The organism is Burkholderia sp. A2 (assembly GCF_001729305.1).
Taxonomy (GTDB): domain Bacteria; phylum Pseudomonadota; class Gammaproteobacteria; order Burkholderiales; family Burkholderiaceae; genus Burkholderia; species Burkholderia sola.
In genome coordinates, this window is record NZ_LZXX01000110.1 from 16,104 (window position 1) to 34,714 (window position 18,611).

An 18,611-nucleotide genomic window follows, 5' to 3' on the forward strand; every position below is an offset into this window, starting at 1 on the left:
CGACCGCGCACGGCCGGCCGCCTGCGCCGCCTCACTGCGGGCGCACGGCGTCCAGCCCGTCGAGCAGCGCCTTGTGGAACGCGTCCGGGTCCTGGATCTGCGGCGCGTGGCCGAGCGCCGGAAATTCGACGAGCTGCGCGCCGGGAATCGCGGCCTGCGTGCGCTTCGCGAGCTCCGGATAGCGGCCGAGCTTCGCGTGCACGTCGGGCGGCGCGACGTCCTTGCCGATCGCGGTCGTGTCCTTGTCGCCGATCATCAGCAGCGTCGGCACGCGAATCGCGCCGAATTCGTAGACCACCGGCTGCGTGAGGATCATGTCGTAGATCAGCGCGGAGTTCCACGCGACCGCGTCGCGGCCGGCGCCGCGATACATGCCGGCGAGCATCTGCACCCAGCGCTCGTACGACGGCGACCACTTGCCCGCGTAGTAGGTCGCCTGCTCGTAGCGGCGGATGCCGTCGGCGTTGGTCTTCAGCTCGCGCGCATACCAGTAGTCGACCGACAGCGGCGGCACGCCGAGCGCCTTCCAGTCCTCGAGGCCGATCGGGTTCACGAGCACGAGCTGGTCGGTCGCCTTCGGATACATCAGCGCGTAGCGGATCGCGAGCATCCCGCCCGTCGAGTGGCCGATGAGCGTCGCCGACTTCACGCCGACCGATTCGAGCAGCGCGTGCGTGTTGCGCGCGAGTTGCTGGAAGCTGTACTGGTAGCGCTCGGGCTTCGATGACTTGCAGAAGCCGATCTGGTCCGGCGCGATCACGCGATAGCCGGCGCGGCTCAGCACGCCGATCGTGTCCTCCCAGGTTGCCGCGCAGAAGTTCTTGCCGTGCAGCAGCACGACGGTGCGGCCGTTCGGATGCGCGGGCTGCACGTCGAGGTACGCCATCTCGAGGGTTTCGCGCTGCGACACGAACGCATATTCGTGCACGGGCGCCGGATACGCGAACCCTTCCAGGCGCGGGCCGTACGCGGGCCCGTCGTTGGCGGTGGGCGTCGCGGCGACGGTCGCAACGGGCAGCGCGCACGCGGCGGCGGCGCTCGCGCACCGCACGGCGGCGCGGGCGACAGACAGGATCTTGCAAATCGAAAGCATGGCGATCACGGTGATGGGGGATGCGCGCGGGCAGCCGGGTTGCAGCGGAGCTGTCTCGCGCCTCGCGATTCTACGCGGTCGCGTGACGACGGCGCGCAACACTCCGGGGCCGCGCGACTTCCGCGCGTACGACGAACTCGGGTATCGTGTGACGTGACCCTGAAACGCGTGCAGGCGAATTCCCATGAAAAACGTCCTCAGCATTCAGTCGCACGTCATCTACGGCCATGCCGGCAACAGCGCGGCCGTGTTCCCGATGCAGCGCCTCGGCGTCAACGTCTGGCCGCTCAACACCGTCCAGTTGTCGAATCACATGCAGTACGGCCACTGGGCCGGCAGCGCGATCGACGCCGCGAAGATGGAACAGCTCGTCGACGGCATCGCCGCCATCGGCGCGCTCAAGCGTTGCGACGCGGTGCTGTCCGGCTTCCTCGGCTCGCCGCCGCAGGCGCGTGCCGCGGTCGAGATCGTGCGCTCGGTGAAGGCGATGAATCCGAATGCGTGGTACTTCTGCGATCCGGCGATGGGCCAGACGGGCGGCGTCCGGCCCGAGCCCGGCGTCGAGGAATTCATCGTCCAGGAAGTGCCCGCGCTCGCGGACGGCATGTCGCCGAACCACACCGAACTGCAGAAGCTCGCCGGGCGACGCATCGAGACCGTCGCGGAAGCCGTCGACGCGTGCCGCGCGCTGATCCGCCGCGGCCCGAAGATCATCCTCGTCAAGCACCTGCACGACCGCAACAGCCCGGCCGACCGCTTCAACATGCTCGCCGTCACCGAAACCGAAGCGTGGATCGGCCAGCGGCCGCTGTATGCGTTTCCGCGCCATCCGGTCGGCGTCGGCGACCTGACCAGCGCGATCTTCGTCGCATGCCGGTTGCGCGGCGACTCGGTGCGCGCCGCGTTCGAACACACGCTCGCGGCCGTGCACGCGGTCGTGAAGGCCACCTACGACGCGCGCCGCTACGAGCTCGAACTCGTCGCCGCGCAGGACGAAATTGCGCGGCCGAGCGAATGGTTCGGCGCGTGGGTGACCGACGCCTGACGGTGCGCATCGCCCTCCTCGCCGCGGCCGTCGTCTGCCGCCCTCTGCCGCCCCGCGCTGCCACCCGCTGCTCCGTCGCCGCCCCTCGCCGCCCCTGCCGTTCTCCGCTCCTCCGGGGTGCCGCGCGCCGCCCGTCTCGCCCGTTGCCGCCGCCCCTCGGTCCGTGCGGCGGCGCACCGCCGGCTGCAACCCGAGCCACGCGTGCAAACGTTTCCGGACTTCACATGAATGACACCGATTCCTCGCTATGCTCGCGGCGGCACGCACCGACGCAGCCGCATCCTGCGATTCGGTGCGCGCCCTTTCCGCAGGTCCCGCCAATCGGCTCCCTCTTTACCCCACGATAACGACCATGACCCGATCGAACCGTCGTGACTTCCTGCGCGTCGCCGCCGGCACTGCCGGCGCCGCCGCGCTGAACCTGTTTCCGCCCGTGATCCGCGATGCGCTCGCCATTCCCGCGAACCGCCGTACCGGCACGATCCGCGACATCGAACACATCGTGATCCTGATGCAGGAGAACCGCTCGTTCGACCACTACTTCGGCACGATGCGCGGTGTCCGCGGCTTCGGTGACCCACGCCCGCTGCGCCTCGCGAACGGCAAGTCGGTGTTTCACCAGCCGGTCGGCCCGGCCGAACTGCTGCCGTTCCACCCGGGCGCCGACAAGCTCGGCCTGCAGTTCCTGCAGGACCTGCCGCACGGCTGGCAGGACATGCACGCCGCCTGGAACAAGGGCCGCTACGACCAGTGGGTGCCGAACAAGGGCACCACGACGATGGCGTACCTGAAGCGCGACGACATCCCGTTCCACTACCAGCTCGCCGACGCGTTCACGATCTGCGACGCGTACCACTGCGCGATCCCGAGCTCGACCGACCCGAACCGCTACTACATGTGGACGGGCTACGTCGGCAACGACGGCACGGGCGGCGGCCCGGTGCTCGGCAACGAGGAAAAGGGCTACGGCTGGACGACCTATCCGGAAGTGCTCGAACAGGCCGGCGTGTCGTGGAAGATCTACCAGGACGTCGGCACCGGGCTCGACGCAAACGGCTCCTGGGGCTGGACGCAAAACCCGTACATCGGCAACTACGGCGACAACGCGCTGCTCTACTTCAACCAGTACCGCACCGCGCTGCCGGGCACGCCGCTGTACGACAAGGCGCGCACCGGCACCAACATCAGCGCCGGCGGCACGCTGTTCGACGTGCTGCAGCAGGACGTGAAGAACGGCACGCTGCCGCAGGTGTCGTGGATCTGCGCGCCGGAAGCGTATTCCGAGCACCCGAACTGGCCGGCCAACTACGGCGCGTGGTACATCGAGCAGGTGCTGAAGGCGCTCGTGTCGAATCCGGATGTGTGGAGCAAGACGGCGCTCTTCATCACGTACGACGAAAACGACGGCTTCTTCGACCACGTGCCGCCGCCGTTCGCGCCGCAGTCGCGCGACAACGGGCTGTCGACGGTCGCGACGACCAACGAGGTGTTCGCCGGCGACGCATCGCACATGGCCGGCCCGTACGGGCTCGGGCCGCGCGTGCCGATGCTCGTCGTGTCGCCGTGGACCAAGGGCGGCTGGGTCTGCTCGCAGACCTTCGATCACACGTCGCTGCTGCAATTCATCGAGGCGCGGTTCGGCGCGCAATATCCGGTCACGGCCGCCAACGTGTCGCCGTGGCGCCGCGCGGTGTGCGGCGACCTGACGTCGGCGTTCGACTTCGCGACCGCGGACGCCGCATGGCCGACGCTGCCCGACACGAGCGGCTACGCGCCGCCCGACGGCGCGCGCCATCCCGACTACATCCCGGTGCCGCCGGTGCTGCAGAAGCTGCCGAAACAGGAAGCCGGGCTGCGTCCGGCGCGCGCGCTGCCGTACGAGCTGTTCGTGCACGGCCGCGTCGAAGCCGCGAACGGCCAGTTCCGGCTGACTTTCGCGAACACGGGCCGGGCAGGCGCCGCGTTCCAGGTCCAGTCGCGCAACCGCGTCGACGGCCCGTGGGCGTACACGGTCGAAGCCGGCAAACGCATCGCCGATACGTGGAGCGCCGCCGCGTCGCTCGGCCTGTACGACCTCGACGTATACGGCCCGAACGGCTTCTACTGCCATTTCCGCGGCCCGTTCGCGACCGGCGTCGGCAGCGCGAGCGTGAACCCCGAAGTGATCTACGGCTACGACGTCGCGAACGGCAACATCACGCTGCGCCTGATGAACCGCGGCCACAAGGCCGTGCGGCTCAAGGTCACGAACGCGTACGGCCACGGTCACGCGCGCACGTTCGACCTCGCGCCGGGCGCGCACGTCGACGATTACTGGGATCTGCGCGGCAGCCACGGCTGGTATGACCTCACCGTCAGCGACGGCCGCCTGCTCGGCTTCCTGCGCCGCTTCGCGGGCCACGTCGAAACGGGCCGCCCGAGCACCAGCGACCCGCTGATCCGCACGACCGCGTCGAACGACGACGCCGAAGCCGCGTCGGACGCCCTGTCCGACTGATGTCGACCCACGCGCGGCGCGGCCCCGGCGGGCTGCGCCGCGTCTTTGTCCCGCACCGCTCCCCTCTCCGCGCCCGTTCCGTTCGCGACGGGAAACTCCCGATACCGGCCGCCCGCGCTCGCGCGGAAGCTATGCGCAAATCCGCATCGAATGCGCGACAAATTTCCAAGACCCGCGCATATCGGCGACCTATATATCGAAGCAATCGGGGCTCTTCGCGGAGCCTGACGGGAGACGTTTCCGAGGATCACGTTGCCGACCTCCCCGCCCGATTCCGAGAAGCGGTCGAACCGCCCGCCCGTCGCACGCGCCCGGCCCGCCCGGACGCGCGCGGTACCCACTCGCCGGTGTCGAACAAGAGGAACAACATGAAATTCCGTCATTCCCTGCTGTCGGTGTCCATTGCCTCCGCGCTTGCCCTCCTCTCGCAACAGGCCGCTCACGCCGCCGACGCAACCGACGTGAAGGTCGGCTTCGCCGCGCCGCTCACGGGCGTGAACGCCGGCTACGGCAAGGATCTGCAAAACGGCGTGCAGCTCGCGCTCGACGATGCGGTCGCGCAGAAGGTACAGATCGCCGGCAAGCCTGCCCACTTCAATCTCGTCGTGCAGGACGATCAGGCCGACCCGCGCATCGGCGTGCAGGCCGCGCAGGCGCTGGTCGACCAGAACGTGTCGGTCGTGGTCGGCCACTTCAACTCGGGGACGACGATTCCGGCGTCGGTGGTCTACGACAAGGCCGGCATTCCGGTGATCGACCCGGCCGCGACCAATCCGACGCTCACGTCGCGCGGGCTCGCGAACATGTTCATGGTGATCGCGACCGACGGCCAGAACGCCGGCAACGCGGGCAAGTACGCGGTCGACGTGACGAAGGCGAAGCGCATCGCGATCATCGACGACCGCACCGCGTTCGGCCAGGGCGAGGCCGACGAATTCGAGAAGGCCGTGAAGGCCGCCGGCGGCAATCTCATCGGGCGCGAGTTCACCAACAATCAGGCGGTCGATTTCCGCGCGCAGATCACGAGCCTGAAGGGCAAGAACCCGGACCTGATCTTCTTCGGCGGCCTCGATTCGCTGGCCGCGAACTTCATCAAGCAGATGCGTCAGCTCGGGCTGAACGCGCAGTTCGTCGGCGGCGGCGGCGTGAAGGACAACGAGTTCATCAAGATCGCGGGCCCGGCCGCCGAAGGCGCGATGGCGTGGGAATACGGCCGGCCGCTCGACGAACTGCCGCAAGGCAAGGATTTCGAGGCGCGCTTCAAGAAGCGCTTCGGCGTCGACGTGCTGTCGTACGCGCAGTTCGGCTATGACGCGGCGTGGGCGGCCATCAAGGCGATGCAGGCGGCCGGTTCGACCGACCCGAAGGCCTATCGCCCTGCGCTCAGGAAAGTCGACTTCGAAGGCGTGACCGGCCGCATCTCGTTCGCGAACGACGGCTCGCTGAAAAGCGGGATGTCGACGCTGTACCAGGTGAAGAACGGCGCGTGGAAGACGATCGTGACGAAGGGAGGCTGATCGGCAAGGCAGGCGGCCGGCGGCGGGCACGCCGCCTGGCCGCGGAGATCGACGCGGTCACGTCGATCTCATATGACGACTGATGTTAAAGCGATTTCACCCGGCCCGCAGCCGCGCGGGCTCCGCGACCCCCGGCGGTCAGCCGGCCTCGGCCTCGGCCGCCTCGTGCGCGCGGCGCAGCCGCTCGCGGCTGTTCGTGAGGTGCGTGCGCATCGCGGCGCGGGCCGCTTCCGGGTCGTGGCGCGCGATCGCCTCGTAGATGTCCTCGTGCTCGTGATTCAGCCGGCCGACGTAGCGCTCCAGGTCGTCGCCGGCAAAGCGCGCCGAATTCACGCGCGTGCGCGGGATGATCGACGTGCCGAGCTGCGTCATGATGTCGACGAAATAGCGGTTGCCGGTGGATTGCGCGATCTGCAGGTGGAACTGAAAGTCGAGCTGCGCGGTGTCGCGGCCGCCGCCCGCGCCCGTCGCGATGGCGTCGAGCGCGCGCCGCAGCGCGGCGAGGTCGGCATCATTGGCGCGCTGCGCGGCGAGGCTCGCGCACTCGCTTTCGAGACTGATGCGCAGCTCCAGCACCGCGAGCACGTCGCGCAGTGTCGTGATCGTCGCGGGATCGATGCCGAGCGTCTGGCGGCGCGACGGCTCGAGCACGAAGCTGCCGATGCCGTGGCGCGTCTCGACGAGGCCGCTCGCCTGCATCCGCGAGATCGCCTCGCGCACGACCGTCCGGCTCACGCCCTGCGCCGCCATGACTTCGGTTTCGGTCGGCAGCTTGTCGCCGGGACGCAGCGTGCCGTTTTCGATCTGCGCGGTCAGCGCGTCGACGACATCTTGTGCGAGGCTGCGTGCGCGACGGCGCGGCGCTGCGGGAAGCGTAGGCACGGACATGTGGCCGGTTCCTTTTTGAATGATCGTCATGTGAGCCGAGGGTTTACGCGGGGTTTGAGCGAAAGCCGATGATTCATTATACTGCGTCACAAGTCATCCGACGACTGATGATCAGCGCACGGTCTCCTGTCGACTCAGGTCGGCTGTTCAGTCCCGCCTGGTCCCGTGCGTGACGATCGGCCCGCGATCGCGTGCTGCGTTCCGCGGGCCCGGTTGTCGCTTCCACCCCGTGTTCGGGTTGCGTCGACATGCGGGGCTTGCGCGCCGCGCACGTCGGTTGTCGAATGATCGCACCTCAAGCCGCGCGCGGCAAAGCTTTTGCCGCCCGGCATCGCCTACTTTTTCGCCATCGCCGCCCATGAACGCCGTCACTGCCTCGCCTTCCCACGACACGCCGCGCATCGTCGACCTGCAAGCGATTCCGGTCGCCGGCCACGACAGCATGCTGCTCAACCTGAGCGGCGCGCACGGCCCGTTCTTCACCCGCAACCTCGTGATCCTGAAGGACAGCGCGGGCCGCACGGGCGTCGGCGAAGTGCCGGGGGGCGAAAGCATCCGCCGCACGCTCGACGACGCGCGCGCGCTCGTCGTCGGCCAGCCGGTCGGCAACTATCACGCGGTGCTCAACGACGTGCGGCGCACCTTCGCCGACCGCGACGCGAGCGGCCGCGGGCTGCAGACCTTCGACCTGCGCACGACGATCCACGCGGTCACCGCGCTCGAAGCCGCGCTGCTCGACCTGCTCGGCCAGCATCTCGGCGTGCCGGTCGCCGCGCTGCTCGGCGAAGGCCAGCAGCGCGAGCGCGTCGAGATGCTCGGCTACCTGTTCTACGTCGGCGATCGCACGAAGACGGCGCTCCCCTATCGCGACGGCCGCGGCGCGACCGACGACTGGACCCGCGTGCGCGACGAAGCGGCGCTGACGCCGGAAGCCGTCGTGCGGCTCGCCGAAGCCGCGCATGCGCGCTACGGCTTCAACGACTTCAAGCTGAAGGGCGGCGTGTTCGACGGGGCGAGCGAGATCGAAGCCGTGACCGCGCTCGCCGAGCGCTTCCCCGACGCGCGCGTGACGTTCGATCCGAACGGCGCATGGTCGCTCGACGAGGCCGTGCGGCTGTGCCGCGATCAGCATCACGTGCTCGCCTATGCGGAAGATCCGTGCGGCGCGGAGAACGGTTACTCGGGCCGCGAGGTGATGGCCGAATTCCGCCGCGCGACGGGGCTGCCGACGGCCACCAACATGATCGCGACCGACTGGCGGCAGATGGGCCACGCGGTGCAGTTGCACGCCGTCGACATCCCGCTCGCCGATCCGCATTTCTGGACGATGCAGGGCTCGGTGCGGGTCGCGCAGATGTGCCGCGACTGGGGCCTCACGTGGGGCTCGCATTCGAACAACCACTTCGACGTGTCGCTCGCGATGTTCACGCACGTCGCGGCCGCGGCGCCGGGCCAGGTCACGGCGATCGACACGCATTGGATCTGGCAGGACGGCGAACGGCTGACGCGCGAGCCGCTGAAGATCGAGAACGGGCTGGTGGAAGTGCCGAAGCGGCCGGGGCTCGGCATCGACATCGACATGGATGCGGTCGCGCTCGCGCACGAGCGGTACAAGCAGCACGGCCTCGGCGCCCGCGACGACGCGGCGGCGATGCAGTATCTGATCCCGGGCTGGACGTTCAACAACAAGCGCCCGTGTCTCGTGCGCTGATGGCGGAGCGAACCGGGCGGCGGGCCCGCCCGGTCGGAACGGAATGATGCGGTTCGCCCGTGAAGCGGCGATCGCCTGCCGGGGAGACCGGCGGAGCAAGAGCGGGATTCGCGCGCGCAGCTGGCCGGTCGGCCGCCGACGAATCCTGGCCTGCCGCCTTGACCGGCGGCACCTACCCGGCCAGCCCTAGCCGGGCGCCCCAATCCCCCGCGCCATCCCCGACGCGGCGAACACGATGACGATCACCAGCACCGCCTGCCAGTGGCCGATCCGCACATAGGTGCGCGCGCGGCCGGTATCGGGCATCTGCTGCCGCCGCGCGGCGGCACGCCAGCGGATCAGCCCCAGCATCGGCACGACCTCGAGCAGCAGGATCAGCACGAGCGCGGTCATCTTCAGGTGAAAGAGCGGTTCGTGCAGGTAGTACGCGGTGCCTTTCTCGAAACCGCCGAACGCGCGTGCCGCGCCCGTCGCGATCAGCACGAGCGCCGACGCGCCCCAGACCGCATCGGCCTTGAACACGCCGGGCAAGTCGACCGCCTGCGCCGACGCGACGAGCCGGCGCAACGCGCGATTACGCGCCGCGATCGCGGCAAACGCGACGCCGAACGCACTCAGGTGAATGGCAGCCAGCAACCAACGGACGATCATCGCGCCTCCTTGTCGCCCGCGCCCGGTGCGCGAGCCCTGTCAGACGATTTGCTTGAGCGCCGCGTCGAGCGCGAGCACCGCGACGCGGTCGCCTTCGGTCGCGAGCGGCGTGCGCATTACGATCTGCCGGTTGTGGCCGACAGCCGCCGGCGAATCCCACAGCAGTTCCACCTTCGGCCGATTGAACAGGCTGCCGCGACGCGGCGGCACGACCGTCGGCTGCGCGCCCTGCTCGCCCGCGGCGAGCCCGGCGGATGCGACCCGGCCGGGCCAGCGCACCGACAGCTCACGCGCGTCGTACTGGCCGACCTTGCGGCTTTCCATCCAGACTATCGCGGTGCGCGTCAGCACGTCGAGCGAGATCGCATACCGGCCGACCGCGAAGCGGCGCGCGGCCACGTTGGTCCGCCACAGCGGCCGCGGCCGGCAGATCCAGACGATCGCCGCGTACAGCGCCGGCGCGGCGACGAGCCAGCCGTTGGTCGCCGTCACCGCATGCAGCGCGCGGCGCCAGCCGGCCGCCCACGTGAACGCGCCGATCGACCACACGGCGAACAGGAAACCGATCAGCGCGAACACGCGCAGCGCCTGGCGCAGCCACTGCGGCAGCGGATGGAACGGCCGCTCGGCCCGTGCGGCGGCGCCCGGCAGCGCGAGCAGCAGGAAGATCAGGATGAGGTAGATGAATGCCCACGGCGACGACACCATCGCCGACAGCGACGAGCGATAGCCCATCTGGGACATCGAGAACAGCCAGCGCGCGAGCAGCACGAGACCGATCGCACGCAACGCGAAGATCACGCCGGCGCCGGGGGCCGGCGCTGCGCGCGTGGTTTTCGTTCTCGCCAAGACTGCTCTCCTCAGGATAGTCGTACCGGGCCGGATTTCACGGCACGGCCATTATAGGGACATTACCGTCTGGACAGACGGCAGGATGGCGTGCCGGGCCGCTTCGAGGGCGGTTCGCAGCGCCGGGCGCGGCGAGAATACAACAGATCCGCGCCGCAGATGTGACAACGCCCCGCCGGAAAACCCGGACGGGGCGTCGTGGCGGCCGCGCGCCGCCACGCGGCGGCGGCCCGCAATCAGCTTGCGTTGACTTCGCGGAGCACCGTGCGGCGCTTCTGGCGCAGCAGTTCCTCGTAGCCCTTCACGTAGTTCTGCGCCATCACCTTCGACGAGAAACGGGCTTCGAATGCGGCGCGAACCTTCTCGCGCGGCAGCGTATCGAGACGCTTGAGGGCAGCGACGGCCGACAGTTCGTCTTCGACGACGAAGCCCGACACGCCGTTGTCGATCACTTCCGGCACCGAGCCGCGCTTGAACGCGATCACCGGCGTACCACAGGCCATCGCCTCGATCATCACCAGACCGAAAGGCTCCGGCCAGTCGATCGGGAACAGCAGCGCATGTGCGTTGCCGAGGAATTCGGTCTTCTCCGCCTCGCTGATTTCGCCGATGTACTCGACGTGCGGCAGCGCGAACAGCGGCTTGATCTTCTCTTCGTAGTACGCGCGGTCGGCCTTGTCGAGCTTCGCGGCGATCTTGATCGGCAGGCCGGCCTGCTCGGCGATGCGGATCGCGGTGTCGACGCGCTTCTCCGGCGAGATGCGGCCGAGGAACGCGAGGTAGCTCGGCTTCACGTTCGGGATCGGCGTCAGCAGGTTTTCCGGCAGGCCGTGGTAGACGGTCGACAGCCAGTTCGCCTGCGGCAGCGGGATGCGCTGGTTGTCGGAGATCGACACGACCGGCACGTCGCTGAACGCGTTGAAGATCGGCTGCAGTTCCGGCAGGTCGAGACGGCCGTGCATCGTCGTCAGATGCGGCACCGGCTGGCGCGAGAACAGCGAGAACGGGTAGTAGTCGATGTGGCAGTGCAGGACGTCGAACTCTTCCGCGCGGCGGCGCACCTGCTCGAGGAGCAGCATGTGCGGGGCCATCACGTCGCGGATCGTCGGGTCGAGGCGCAGCGCCTGCGGCCAGCACGCTTCGAGCTTCGCGGAGGTCTGCGAATCGCCGCTCGCGAAGAGCGTGACGTCATGCCCCATCTCGACGAGCGCTTCGGTGAGATAGGACACCACTCGCTCGGTACCGCCGTACAGTTTCGGGGGTACCGCTTCATGCAACGGAGCGATTTGGGCGATTCGCATGCGTAACTCCTAAAAAATCGGCAAAAAACCAGGTATGGGTCGGCAACCTGCCGGTGGTCCGGGCTGGAAACATGTCGTCCGAACCTCGGACGAATCAGCCTGCCGGGGGCGTCGAACCCGCGCTGCTCAAGGAGCGTCGGCGACGCGACAGGCATAGAACGTTTGAAACGAAGACCCGTTGACAGGGGTTCGTAAAAAAACCTGGAATCGAACCCGGAGCCGATTATCTAGGGTTATTCCCGATACGGCGCACGACATTTCAAACACTTTACTTTGTTACAAAGGCGCAACACTTTGCAACCCGCGGACTCGGGCGTCCGTTCTAGAGTGGAAGGCCGTTTTGGCGATCCTTGTTAACCCGCAGCTGCCGGCAGCGTGATTCCGGCACACGGCGCAGGACGGGATGCCGGATTTTATCTCAAAATCGAGCGCGAGCCCCTGGCCAAGGCAAGATTCGCGCAGCGCGACGCGCGGCGTTGTTTACAATGCCGGATTATTCAGTCCGGGCGAACGCCGGCCTGCGACCCAGCCGCCCCGCTCAATCACCGAATCACCGCACCCATATTTTGGAATCTCTCACCCCCGCCCAGCGCAACGCCCACAACGCGAAGCTGTCGAGCTACGCGCATCGGCCGATCGCGTTCCTGTTCCGCTACATCCGCCTCCACCCCGTCGCGCACCTGATCGTGCTCTGCAGCGTGCTGGCCGCCGTCGGCTGCGCGCTTGGCTCGCAATATGCGATCAAGCACCTGATCGACGTGCTCGCGACCGGACGCCATCACCCGGGCCCGCTGTGGAGCGCGTTCGCGCTGCTCGTCGGGCTGATCGCGGCCGACAACCTGCTGTGGCGCGTCGGCGGCTGGGTCGCCGCGCACACGTTCGTCGCGGTCACCGGCGACCTGCGGCGCGACCTGTTCCAGTACCTGATCGGCCATTCGCCGACGTATTACTCGGAGAAGCAGCCCGGCACGCTCGCCAGCCGCATCACGGCCACGTCGAACGCGGTCTACACGTCGGAGAACACGATGGCGTGGAACGTGCTGCCGCCGTGCATCGCGGTGATGGGCGCGATCCTGATGATCATCGTCGTCAATCCGCTGATGGCGGCCGGCCTGCTCGGCTGTTCGGCCGTGCTGTCCATCATCCTGTTCAAGCTCGCCGGCCGTGGCTCCGCGCGCCATCACGCGTTCGCGGCGAAGGCCGCGGCGGTCGACGGCGAGCTCGTCGACGTGATCGGCAACATGGGCCTCGTGCGCGCGTTCGGGATGACGCTGCGTGAACAGAAGCGCTTCAGCGCGACGGTGAAGGCCGAGATGGACGCGCGCCAGCAGAGCCTGCTCTATCTCGAAAAGCTGCGCCTGCTGCATGCGGTGATCACCGCGATGCTGTCCGCCGGCCTGCTCGGCTGGGCCCTGTGGCTGTGGGACCAGGGCCGCGCGACGTCGGGCGACATCGTGCTCGTCAGCTCGCTCGGCTTCACGATCCTGCACGGCACGCGCGATCTCGCCGTCGCGCTCGTCGACGTCACGCAGCACGTCGCACGCCTGTCCGAAGCGGTGAAGACGCTGCTCGAGCCGCACGGCATGCCGGACCGCTCGGACGCGCAGCCGCTGTCGGCCACGGGCGGCCGCGTCGACTTCGAGCGCGTGACGTTCGCGTACCCGCACCGCCGCGCGATCCTCGACCACTTCGACCTGCATATCGAGCCGGGCCAGCGCGTCGGCCTGATCGGCAAGTCGGGCGCGGGCAAATCGACCGTGCTCGCGCTGCTGCAGCGCTTCTACGACACGCAGGATGGCGTCGTGAAGGTCGACGGCCAGGACGTGAAGGCCATCACGCAGGACAGCCTGCGCCACGCGATCGCGCTGGTGCCGCAGGACATCTCGCTGCTGCACCGGACCATCTACGACAACATCGCATACGGCCGCCCCGACGCGACCCGCGACGAAGTGCTCGCGGCCGCGCGCGACGCGCGCTGCGCGGAGTTCATCGAGGCGATGCCGGAAGGCTATGACACGATCGTCGGCGACCGCGGCGTCAAGCTGTCGGGCGGCCAGCGCCAGCGCATCGCGATCGCGCGCGCGATCCTGAAGAATGCGCCGATCCTGTTGCTCGACGAAGCGACGTCGGCGCTCGACAGCGCCTCCGAGGAAGCGATCCAGAGCGCGCTCGACCGGCTGATGGTCGGCCGCACGGTGATCGCGATCGCGCACCGCCTGTCGACGCTGCGCAACTTCGACCGCATCATCGTGATGAGCAACGGCAAGGTGATCGACGACGGCCCGCCCGAGGTGCTGCGCAACCGCCCCGGCCTGTACCGCGACCTGCTCGCGAAGCAGCACGGCCGCCATCATGCGGCCCCGGACGGCAACACGCCGACCGGCGAACGCGTGGCCTGACGCGCCGGCATCCGGCCGACAAAAAAGCCGCCGTGCTTGCTGCGCACGGCGGCTTTTTCCATTGCAGCGGCAGCAATCGATCAGACCTGCTGCAGATCTCGCAGAAAATTGTCCCGCCACACCGACACGTTGTTCTCGCGAAGCTGCGCGATCATGTCCGCGTAACGCGCGCGCCGTTCGGCGAGCGGCATCGTCAGCGCCTGCGACAGCGCATCGGCCATCCCGTCGATATCGATCGGATTGACGATCAGCGCGCCCGTGAGCTCACGCGCGGCGCCCGCGAAGCGCGACAGCACGAGCACGCCCGGATCGTCCGGATTCTGCGCGGACACGTACTCCTTCGCGACGAGGTTCATCCCGTCGCGCAGCGGCGTCACGAAACCCACGCGCGCGAGCCGGTACAGCGCGGCCAGCACCTGCCGGTCGTACTGGCGGTGAATGTAGAGGATCGGCGCCCAGTCGAGCTCCGCGTAGCGCCCGTTGATGCGCCCCGACTCCGCTTCGAGCTGCAGCCGGATGTCCTGGTACGCACGCAGGTCCGCGCGCGTCGACGGCGCGATCTGCAGGAACGACACGCGGTTGCGGATCGACGCCTGATGCTCGAGCAGCTTCTCGAATGCCCGGAAGCGCTCGACGAGCCCCTTCGAATAATCGAGCCGGTCGACGCTCATGATCAGTTGCCGCCCGCGCAGCGACGTCGCGAGCGTGCGCACCGCCTTGCCGTGTTCGCCCGCCTGCGCGAGCGACGCGATCTCGTCCGGGTACACGCCGATCGGATAGGCGGCCGCGCGCAGCGTCTGGCCGAACGCCCGTACGCGCGCCGTGTGCCCGTCGTGCTCGACTTCGCCGCCCGCCTCGAACTCGACGTAGTCGCAGAACGCGCGCAGATCGGGCTCGGTCTGGAAGCCGAGCAGATCGAATGCGCACAGCGACTCGACGAGCTCGCGGTGCGGCGGCACGTTGACGAGCACCTGCGCGGCCGGAAACGGAATGTGCAGGAAGAAGCCGATGCGGTTCTTCACGCCGGCGTCGCGCAGCGCGCGCGCGAACGGAATCAGGTGATAGTCGTGCACCCAGATCACGTCGTCGTCCTGCAGCAGCGGCACGAGCTGCTGCGCGAGCCACACGTTGACGCGGCGGTAGCCGTCGAATTCGTGGCGGTCGTACTGGATCAGGTCCGCGCGGTAGTGGAACGCGGGCCACAGCGTCGCGTTCGAGAAACCGCGGTAGTACTGGTCGTAATCGCGGCGCGACAGCCCGACGGTCGCGAACGTCACGGGCCCGCGCTCCTCGATGCGGATCTGCGGCTGCGGCGCGCCGGACGCGACCACTTCGCCGCTCCAGCCGAACCACATGCCGCCGGTTTCCTTCAGCGCGTCGTAGACGCCGATCGCGAGGCCGCCCGCCGCCGGTTCGCCTTCCGAAATCGGCGCGACGCGGTTTGAAACGATGATGAGCCGGCTCATGCGTGCGGTTGCCCCGCGCCGAGCCAGCGGGCGATCTGCTCATGCAGTGCGTCGACCGAATCGAGCCGCATCCGCGCGGACGTCTCGCCGGCGCCGACCTTGATCGACAGGCCGCCGCGCGCGTTGACCACCGCGAAGCCCTTCTCGTCGGTCAGATCGTCGCCCGCGAACAGCGGTACGCGGCCCGCAAAGGGCGGCTCGTCGAGGAACGCGGCCAGCGCGCGCCCCTTGTCGACGCCCTTCGGCTTGATCTCGAACACCATCTTGCCGGGTTGCAGCACGTACGCATCCGGATAGTCGGCGACGAGGCGCTCGGCCGCTTCGCGCGCCACCGCCTCGCGCTCGGGCGCATTGCGAAAGTGCAGCGCGACGGCCGCCCCCTTGATCTCGAGCAGCATGCCCGGATGGCGGTCGACCACGCCCGCGAGCTCGCGCTCGATGCGCAGCAGGCGCTCGTCGTTGAAGCCGATGCGCTGCGTGTCGCCGTTCGCGTCGCGGCGCTCCGCGCCGTGCAGGCCGGCGATCGGCAGGCCGGGCATCTTCAGGAACGTGTCGAGGTTGTCGATCCCACGCCCGGAGACGATCGCGACCGCGCCGTGCGAGCGGCGCGACAACTCGTCGAGCAGCGTCAGCAGCGACGGCGGAACGTGAATGCTGTCGGGGGTCGGCGCCAGCTCAACGAGCGTGCCGTCGAAGTCGAAGAAGAACGCTGTATCGGTCAGGGACAGGGAAGCCGGAACGGATTGCATCGATTCGATAGTCTGAGCGGCGGCCGGCACATGCCGGCCGCCGCTGCGCGAATGGAGTTGTGCGCATCTTACCGCGCCTGCGCCCCCAGATGGGCGAAACGGCGGCAGCGCGGACCTCGCGCCGCCCGCTGCGTCAACTGCGACATATTGCCCCGCTCGCCCGCCCCGTACCGGTTTCAAAAGCACGCAGGCGCGTGAATTGCGCTACAGTCGCAACCGCCTGCCGCGCGACGCATGGCATCGCGCCGGCCGGCTATCCATTGAGTCCGATCGAGCCTGGGGACTGTTTCCATATGGAACGCACATGCGAATGTCCGAGATTGCTCGCAGGGCAACGAGTAAGGAGTGCCGTTTGGCCGAGCCAAGCAAGCGACGCGCGACGCCACCATACGGGCAATCTCGGACATTCCCGTAGAATATTTTTTAATTTGGGGTGCGCGTTCCATATGGAAACAGTCCCTGAGATGCCGTCTGCCTGTCCCGCGCCGCGCCGGCGCCTCTCCCGCTTCATCCGCACGGCCGCGGCCCTCGCCGCCGCCGTGGCGCTCGCCGCGTGCACGCACGACGAGCCGCGCTGGAACCTGACCAACGTCACGGGCCACCTGCCCGACCTGTCGTTCAAGCTGACGGGGGGCGACGGCCGTCCCGTCGACGCCGACGCGTTCCGCGGCCGCGTCGCGCTCGTCTACTTCGGCTACACGCACTGCCCCGACGTCTGCCCCGAAACGCTGGCGCGGCTGATGGAAGTGCTGGCGAAGCTCGGCCCGCAGGCGGACAACGTGCGCATCCTGTTCGTCTCGGTCGACCCCGCGCGCGATACGCCGCAGGCGATGCAGTCCTATGTCGCCGCGTTCGACGCCGCGCATGCGCGCGGCCTGACCGGCACCGACGGCCAGATCGAATCGCTCGCGAAGCGCTATCGCGTCGCGTACCAGATGGAAAAACGCGATCCGTCCGGCGGCTACGAAGTGACGCACAGCTCGGCCGTCTACATCTTCGACGCGACCGGCCGTGCACGCCTGCTCGCGACCGATCGCGATTCGCCCGACGCCATCGCCGCCGATGTGCGCCGGATCATCGACACTGCCTCCACGACCTGAATTCCGCCATGAACACGAAAACGACCCTCAAGACGTTCGCCCTCGTCGCCGCGCTGTGCGCCGGCGCGCACGCGTATGCCGCCGGCGCGATCAGCGCGCAGAATGCGTGGGTGCGCTGGCTGCCGAACAAGCTGCCCGCGGGCGGCTACGTGACGCTCGTGAACACCGGCGACAAGCCGGTCGACCTCGTCGACGTCGACAGCCCCGACTACGGGATGGCGATGCTGCACCAGACGGTATCGAACGGCTCGACGCAGAAGATGGAAATGGTCGACAAGCTGACGATCCCCGCACGCGGCAAGGTCGACATCGCGCCGGGCGGCTATCACTTCATGCTCGAGGAACCGAAGCACGCGATCAAGCCGGGCGACACAGTGCACCTGCGCCTGAAATTCTCCGACGGCGAAACGGTCGATGCGCCGTTCGCCGTGAAATCGCCGGCCAAGACGAAGTAATGCGCGCGCGATGAACGTCCTGTACTGGCTCGATCCGTGGGAACCGTCGCCGACCGTGGTCATCGCGGTGCTGACGGCCGCCGTGCTGTTCGCGCGCGGCGCGAAGAAGGCGAAGGTGTCGCCGCTGCGGCAGTTCTCGTTCTGGTTCGGGCTGACGGCGCTCTACATCGCGCTGCACACGCGGCTCGACTACTTCTTCGAGCACGAATTCTTCCTGCACCGCGCGCAGCACCTCGTGCTGCATCACCTCGGACCGTTCTTCATCGCGCTGTCCTACCCGGGCGCGGCGATCCGTGCGGGCATTCCGTTCCGCTGGCGGCAGCGCTTCGTGCGTCCCGCGCTTGCATGGGCGCCGGTACGCGCGACGCTCGACGTGGTGTTCCATCCGGTCGTCGCGGTCGTGCTGTTCGTCGGGCTGATCTATTTCTGGCTGCTGTCGCCGATCCACTTCATCGCGATGCTCGACTGGCGCCTCTATCGCGTGATGAACTGGAGCATGGTGATCGACGGGCTGCTGTTCTGGTGGCTCGTCGTCGATCCGCGTCCCGCGCCGCCTGCGCGGCTGTCGCCGGGCCGCCGGATCCTGATCGTCGTCGCGGCGATCCCGCCGCAGATCGCGCTCGGCGCGCTGATCTTCTTCACGCCGCACGAGCTGTACCCGATCTACTCGATCTGCGGTCGCGCGTTCACGTGGCTGAGCCCGCTGCGCGATCAGCAGATCGGCGGCCTGCTGCTGTGGATTCCCGGCTCGATGATGAGCGTGATCGGTGCGCTGATCGCACTGCGGCACTGGTTGCGGCTGTCCGCGCGCGGGCGCCTGATCGGCGAACGGGCCGCGCAGCGCGCGGACAAACCGACGATCGCGCGCGCCGCGCACTGACTGTCGCGGC

15 protein-coding genes are annotated in these 18,611 nt (G+C 68.4%); 8 read left to right on the forward strand and 7 right to left on the reverse strand.

From position 1 onward, the window contains the following. Positions 1–31: 31 nt before the first annotated feature. Positions 32–1,093 carry an alpha/beta fold hydrolase gene (locus A9Z05_RS25320; protein ID WP_069620522.1) on the reverse strand — a complete coding sequence of 354 codons (1,062 nt, stop codon included), beginning with the start codon at positions 1,091–1,093 and terminating at the stop codon, positions 32–34. A gap of 184 nt (positions 1,094–1,277) precedes the next feature. Here A9Z05_RS25320 and pdxY point away from each other — a divergent pair, with 184 nt between their 5' ends. The 3 genes from pdxY (at position 1,278) to A9Z05_RS25335 (ending at position 6,152) form a co-directional block, all read left to right on the forward strand. Then, complete coding sequence (gene pdxY / locus A9Z05_RS25325; RefSeq protein WP_050011428.1) at positions 1,278–2,138, forward strand: pyridoxal kinase PdxY; 861 nt, start codon at positions 1,278–1,280, stop codon at positions 2,136–2,138. Between the two features lie 352 nt (positions 2,139–2,490). Then, positions 2,491–4,635 carry a phosphocholine-specific phospholipase C gene (locus A9Z05_RS25330; RefSeq protein WP_069620523.1) on the forward strand — a complete coding sequence of 715 codons (2,145 nt, stop codon included), beginning with the start codon at positions 2,491–2,493 and terminating at the stop codon, positions 4,633–4,635. Between the two features lie 368 nt (positions 4,636–5,003). Further along, positions 5,004–6,152 (forward strand): branched-chain amino acid ABC transporter substrate-binding protein, encoded by a 1,149-nt coding sequence (locus A9Z05_RS25335; protein ID WP_069620524.1) that lies wholly within the window; start codon positions 5,004–5,006, stop codon positions 6,150–6,152. A 138-nt stretch (positions 6,153–6,290) separates the two neighbouring features. Here the strand turns inward: A9Z05_RS25335 and A9Z05_RS25340 are convergent, their stop codons facing one another. Then, positions 6,291–7,040, reverse strand: a complete 750-nt coding sequence (locus tag A9Z05_RS25340; RefSeq protein ID WP_011544971.1) for a FadR/GntR family transcriptional regulator — start codon at positions 7,038–7,040, stop codon at positions 6,291–6,293. A gap of 358 nt (positions 7,041–7,398) precedes the next feature. Between A9Z05_RS25340 and gudD the strand changes: the two genes are divergently transcribed. Then, complete coding sequence (gene gudD / locus A9Z05_RS25345) at positions 7,399–8,751, forward strand: glucarate dehydratase (protein WP_069620525.1); 1,353 nt, start codon at positions 7,399–7,401, stop codon at positions 8,749–8,751. A gap of 186 nt (positions 8,752–8,937) precedes the next feature. Here gudD and A9Z05_RS25350 read toward each other — a convergent pair whose 3' ends face one another. The 3 genes from A9Z05_RS25350 to A9Z05_RS25360 form a co-directional block, all read right to left on the reverse strand. Further along, the gene (locus A9Z05_RS25350; RefSeq protein WP_069620526.1) at positions 8,938–9,402 is read right to left on the reverse strand and encodes a DUF2214 family protein; all 465 of its coding nucleotides are present in this window, start codon (positions 9,400–9,402) and stop codon (positions 8,938–8,940) included. 39 nt (positions 9,403–9,441) lie between these two features. Further along, positions 9,442–10,251, reverse strand: a complete 810-nt coding sequence (locus tag A9Z05_RS25355) for a hypothetical protein (protein WP_069620527.1) — start codon at positions 10,249–10,251, stop codon at positions 9,442–9,444. A gap of 236 nt (positions 10,252–10,487) precedes the next feature. Beyond that, complete coding sequence (locus tag A9Z05_RS25360; RefSeq protein ID WP_034186533.1) at positions 10,488–11,552, reverse strand: glycosyltransferase family 4 protein; 1,065 nt, start codon at positions 11,550–11,552, stop codon at positions 10,488–10,490. Positions 11,553–12,118: 566 nt separating this feature from the next. Between A9Z05_RS25360 and A9Z05_RS25365 the strand changes: the two genes are divergently transcribed. Further along, entirely contained in the window at positions 12,119–13,951 is a 1,833-nt protein-coding gene (locus tag A9Z05_RS25365) for an ABC transporter ATP-binding protein (protein ID WP_069620528.1), read from the forward strand. 80 nt (positions 13,952–14,031) lie between these two features. On the opposite strand, the gene otsA is transcribed toward A9Z05_RS25365, so the two are convergent. Then, on the reverse strand, positions 14,032–15,417 hold the full coding sequence (gene otsA / locus A9Z05_RS25370; RefSeq protein ID WP_069620529.1) for an alpha,alpha-trehalose-phosphate synthase (UDP-forming): 1,386 nt from the start codon (positions 15,415–15,417) through the stop codon (positions 14,032–14,034). Continuing rightward, positions 15,414–16,166, reverse strand: coding sequence for a trehalose-phosphatase (gene otsB, locus A9Z05_RS25375; protein WP_050011438.1), 753 nt, complete (start codon positions 16,164–16,166; stop codon positions 15,414–15,416). Before otsB ends, otsA begins: the two co-directional genes overlap by 4 nt. A gap of 464 nt (positions 16,167–16,630) precedes the next feature. On the opposite strand from otsB, the gene A9Z05_RS25380 reads away from it, so the two are divergent. The 3 genes from A9Z05_RS25380 to A9Z05_RS25390 are packed head-to-tail and all read left to right on the forward strand — an operon-like array spanning position 16,631 to position 18,601. Next, positions 16,631–17,266, forward strand: coding sequence for an SCO family protein (locus A9Z05_RS25380; protein WP_069620530.1), 636 nt, complete (start codon positions 16,631–16,633; stop codon positions 17,264–17,266). An 8-nt stretch (positions 17,267–17,274) separates the two neighbouring features. After that, a complete protein-coding gene (locus tag A9Z05_RS25385) occupies positions 17,275–17,721 on the forward strand; it encodes a copper chaperone PCu(A)C (protein WP_069620531.1) in 447 nt (148 codons plus the stop codon). Between the two features lie 10 nt (positions 17,722–17,731). Then, positions 17,732–18,601 carry a cytochrome c oxidase assembly protein gene (locus A9Z05_RS25390; RefSeq protein WP_069620532.1) on the forward strand — a complete coding sequence of 290 codons (870 nt, stop codon included), beginning with the start codon at positions 17,732–17,734 and terminating at the stop codon, positions 18,599–18,601. Positions 18,602–18,611 lie beyond the last annotated feature (10 nt).

Bases quoted from the DNA above. Each gene is read 5' to 3' on its own strand.
- A9Z05_RS25320 (WP_069620522.1), bottom strand. From the start codon at position 1,093: ATGCTTTCGATTTGCAAGATCCTGTCTGTCGCCCGCGCCGCCGTGCGG.
- otsA (WP_069620529.1), bottom strand. From the start codon at position 15,417: ATGAGCCGGCTCATCATCGTTTCAAACCGCGTCGCGCCGATTTCGGAA.
- A9Z05_RS25350 (WP_069620526.1), bottom strand. From the start codon at position 9,402: ATGATCGTCCGTTGGTTGCTGGCTGCCATTCACCTGAGTGCGTTCGGC.
- pdxY (WP_050011428.1), top strand. From the start codon at position 1,278: ATGAAAAACGTCCTCAGCATTCAGTCGCACGTCATCTACGGCCATGCC.
- A9Z05_RS25390 (WP_069620532.1), top strand. From the start codon at position 17,732: ATGAACGTCCTGTACTGGCTCGATCCGTGGGAACCGTCGCCGACCGTG.
- A9Z05_RS25380 (WP_069620530.1), top strand. From the start codon at position 16,631: ATGCCGTCTGCCTGTCCCGCGCCGCGCCGGCGCCTCTCCCGCTTCATC.
- gudD (WP_069620525.1), top strand. From the start codon at position 7,399: ATGAACGCCGTCACTGCCTCGCCTTCCCACGACACGCCGCGCATCGTC.
- A9Z05_RS25385 (WP_069620531.1), top strand. From the start codon at position 17,275: ATGAACACGAAAACGACCCTCAAGACGTTCGCCCTCGTCGCCGCGCTG.
- A9Z05_RS25360 (WP_034186533.1), bottom strand. From the start codon at position 11,552: ATGCGAATCGCCCAAATCGCTCCGTTGCATGAAGCGGTACCCCCGAAA.
- otsB (WP_050011438.1), bottom strand. From the start codon at position 16,166: ATGCAATCCGTTCCGGCTTCCCTGTCCCTGACCGATACAGCGTTCTTC.
- A9Z05_RS25335 (WP_069620524.1), top strand. From the start codon at position 5,004: ATGAAATTCCGTCATTCCCTGCTGTCGGTGTCCATTGCCTCCGCGCTT.
- A9Z05_RS25340 (WP_011544971.1), bottom strand. From the start codon at position 7,040: ATGTCCGTGCCTACGCTTCCCGCAGCGCCGCGCCGTCGCGCACGCAGC.
- A9Z05_RS25330 (WP_069620523.1), top strand. From the start codon at position 2,491: ATGACCCGATCGAACCGTCGTGACTTCCTGCGCGTCGCCGCCGGCACT.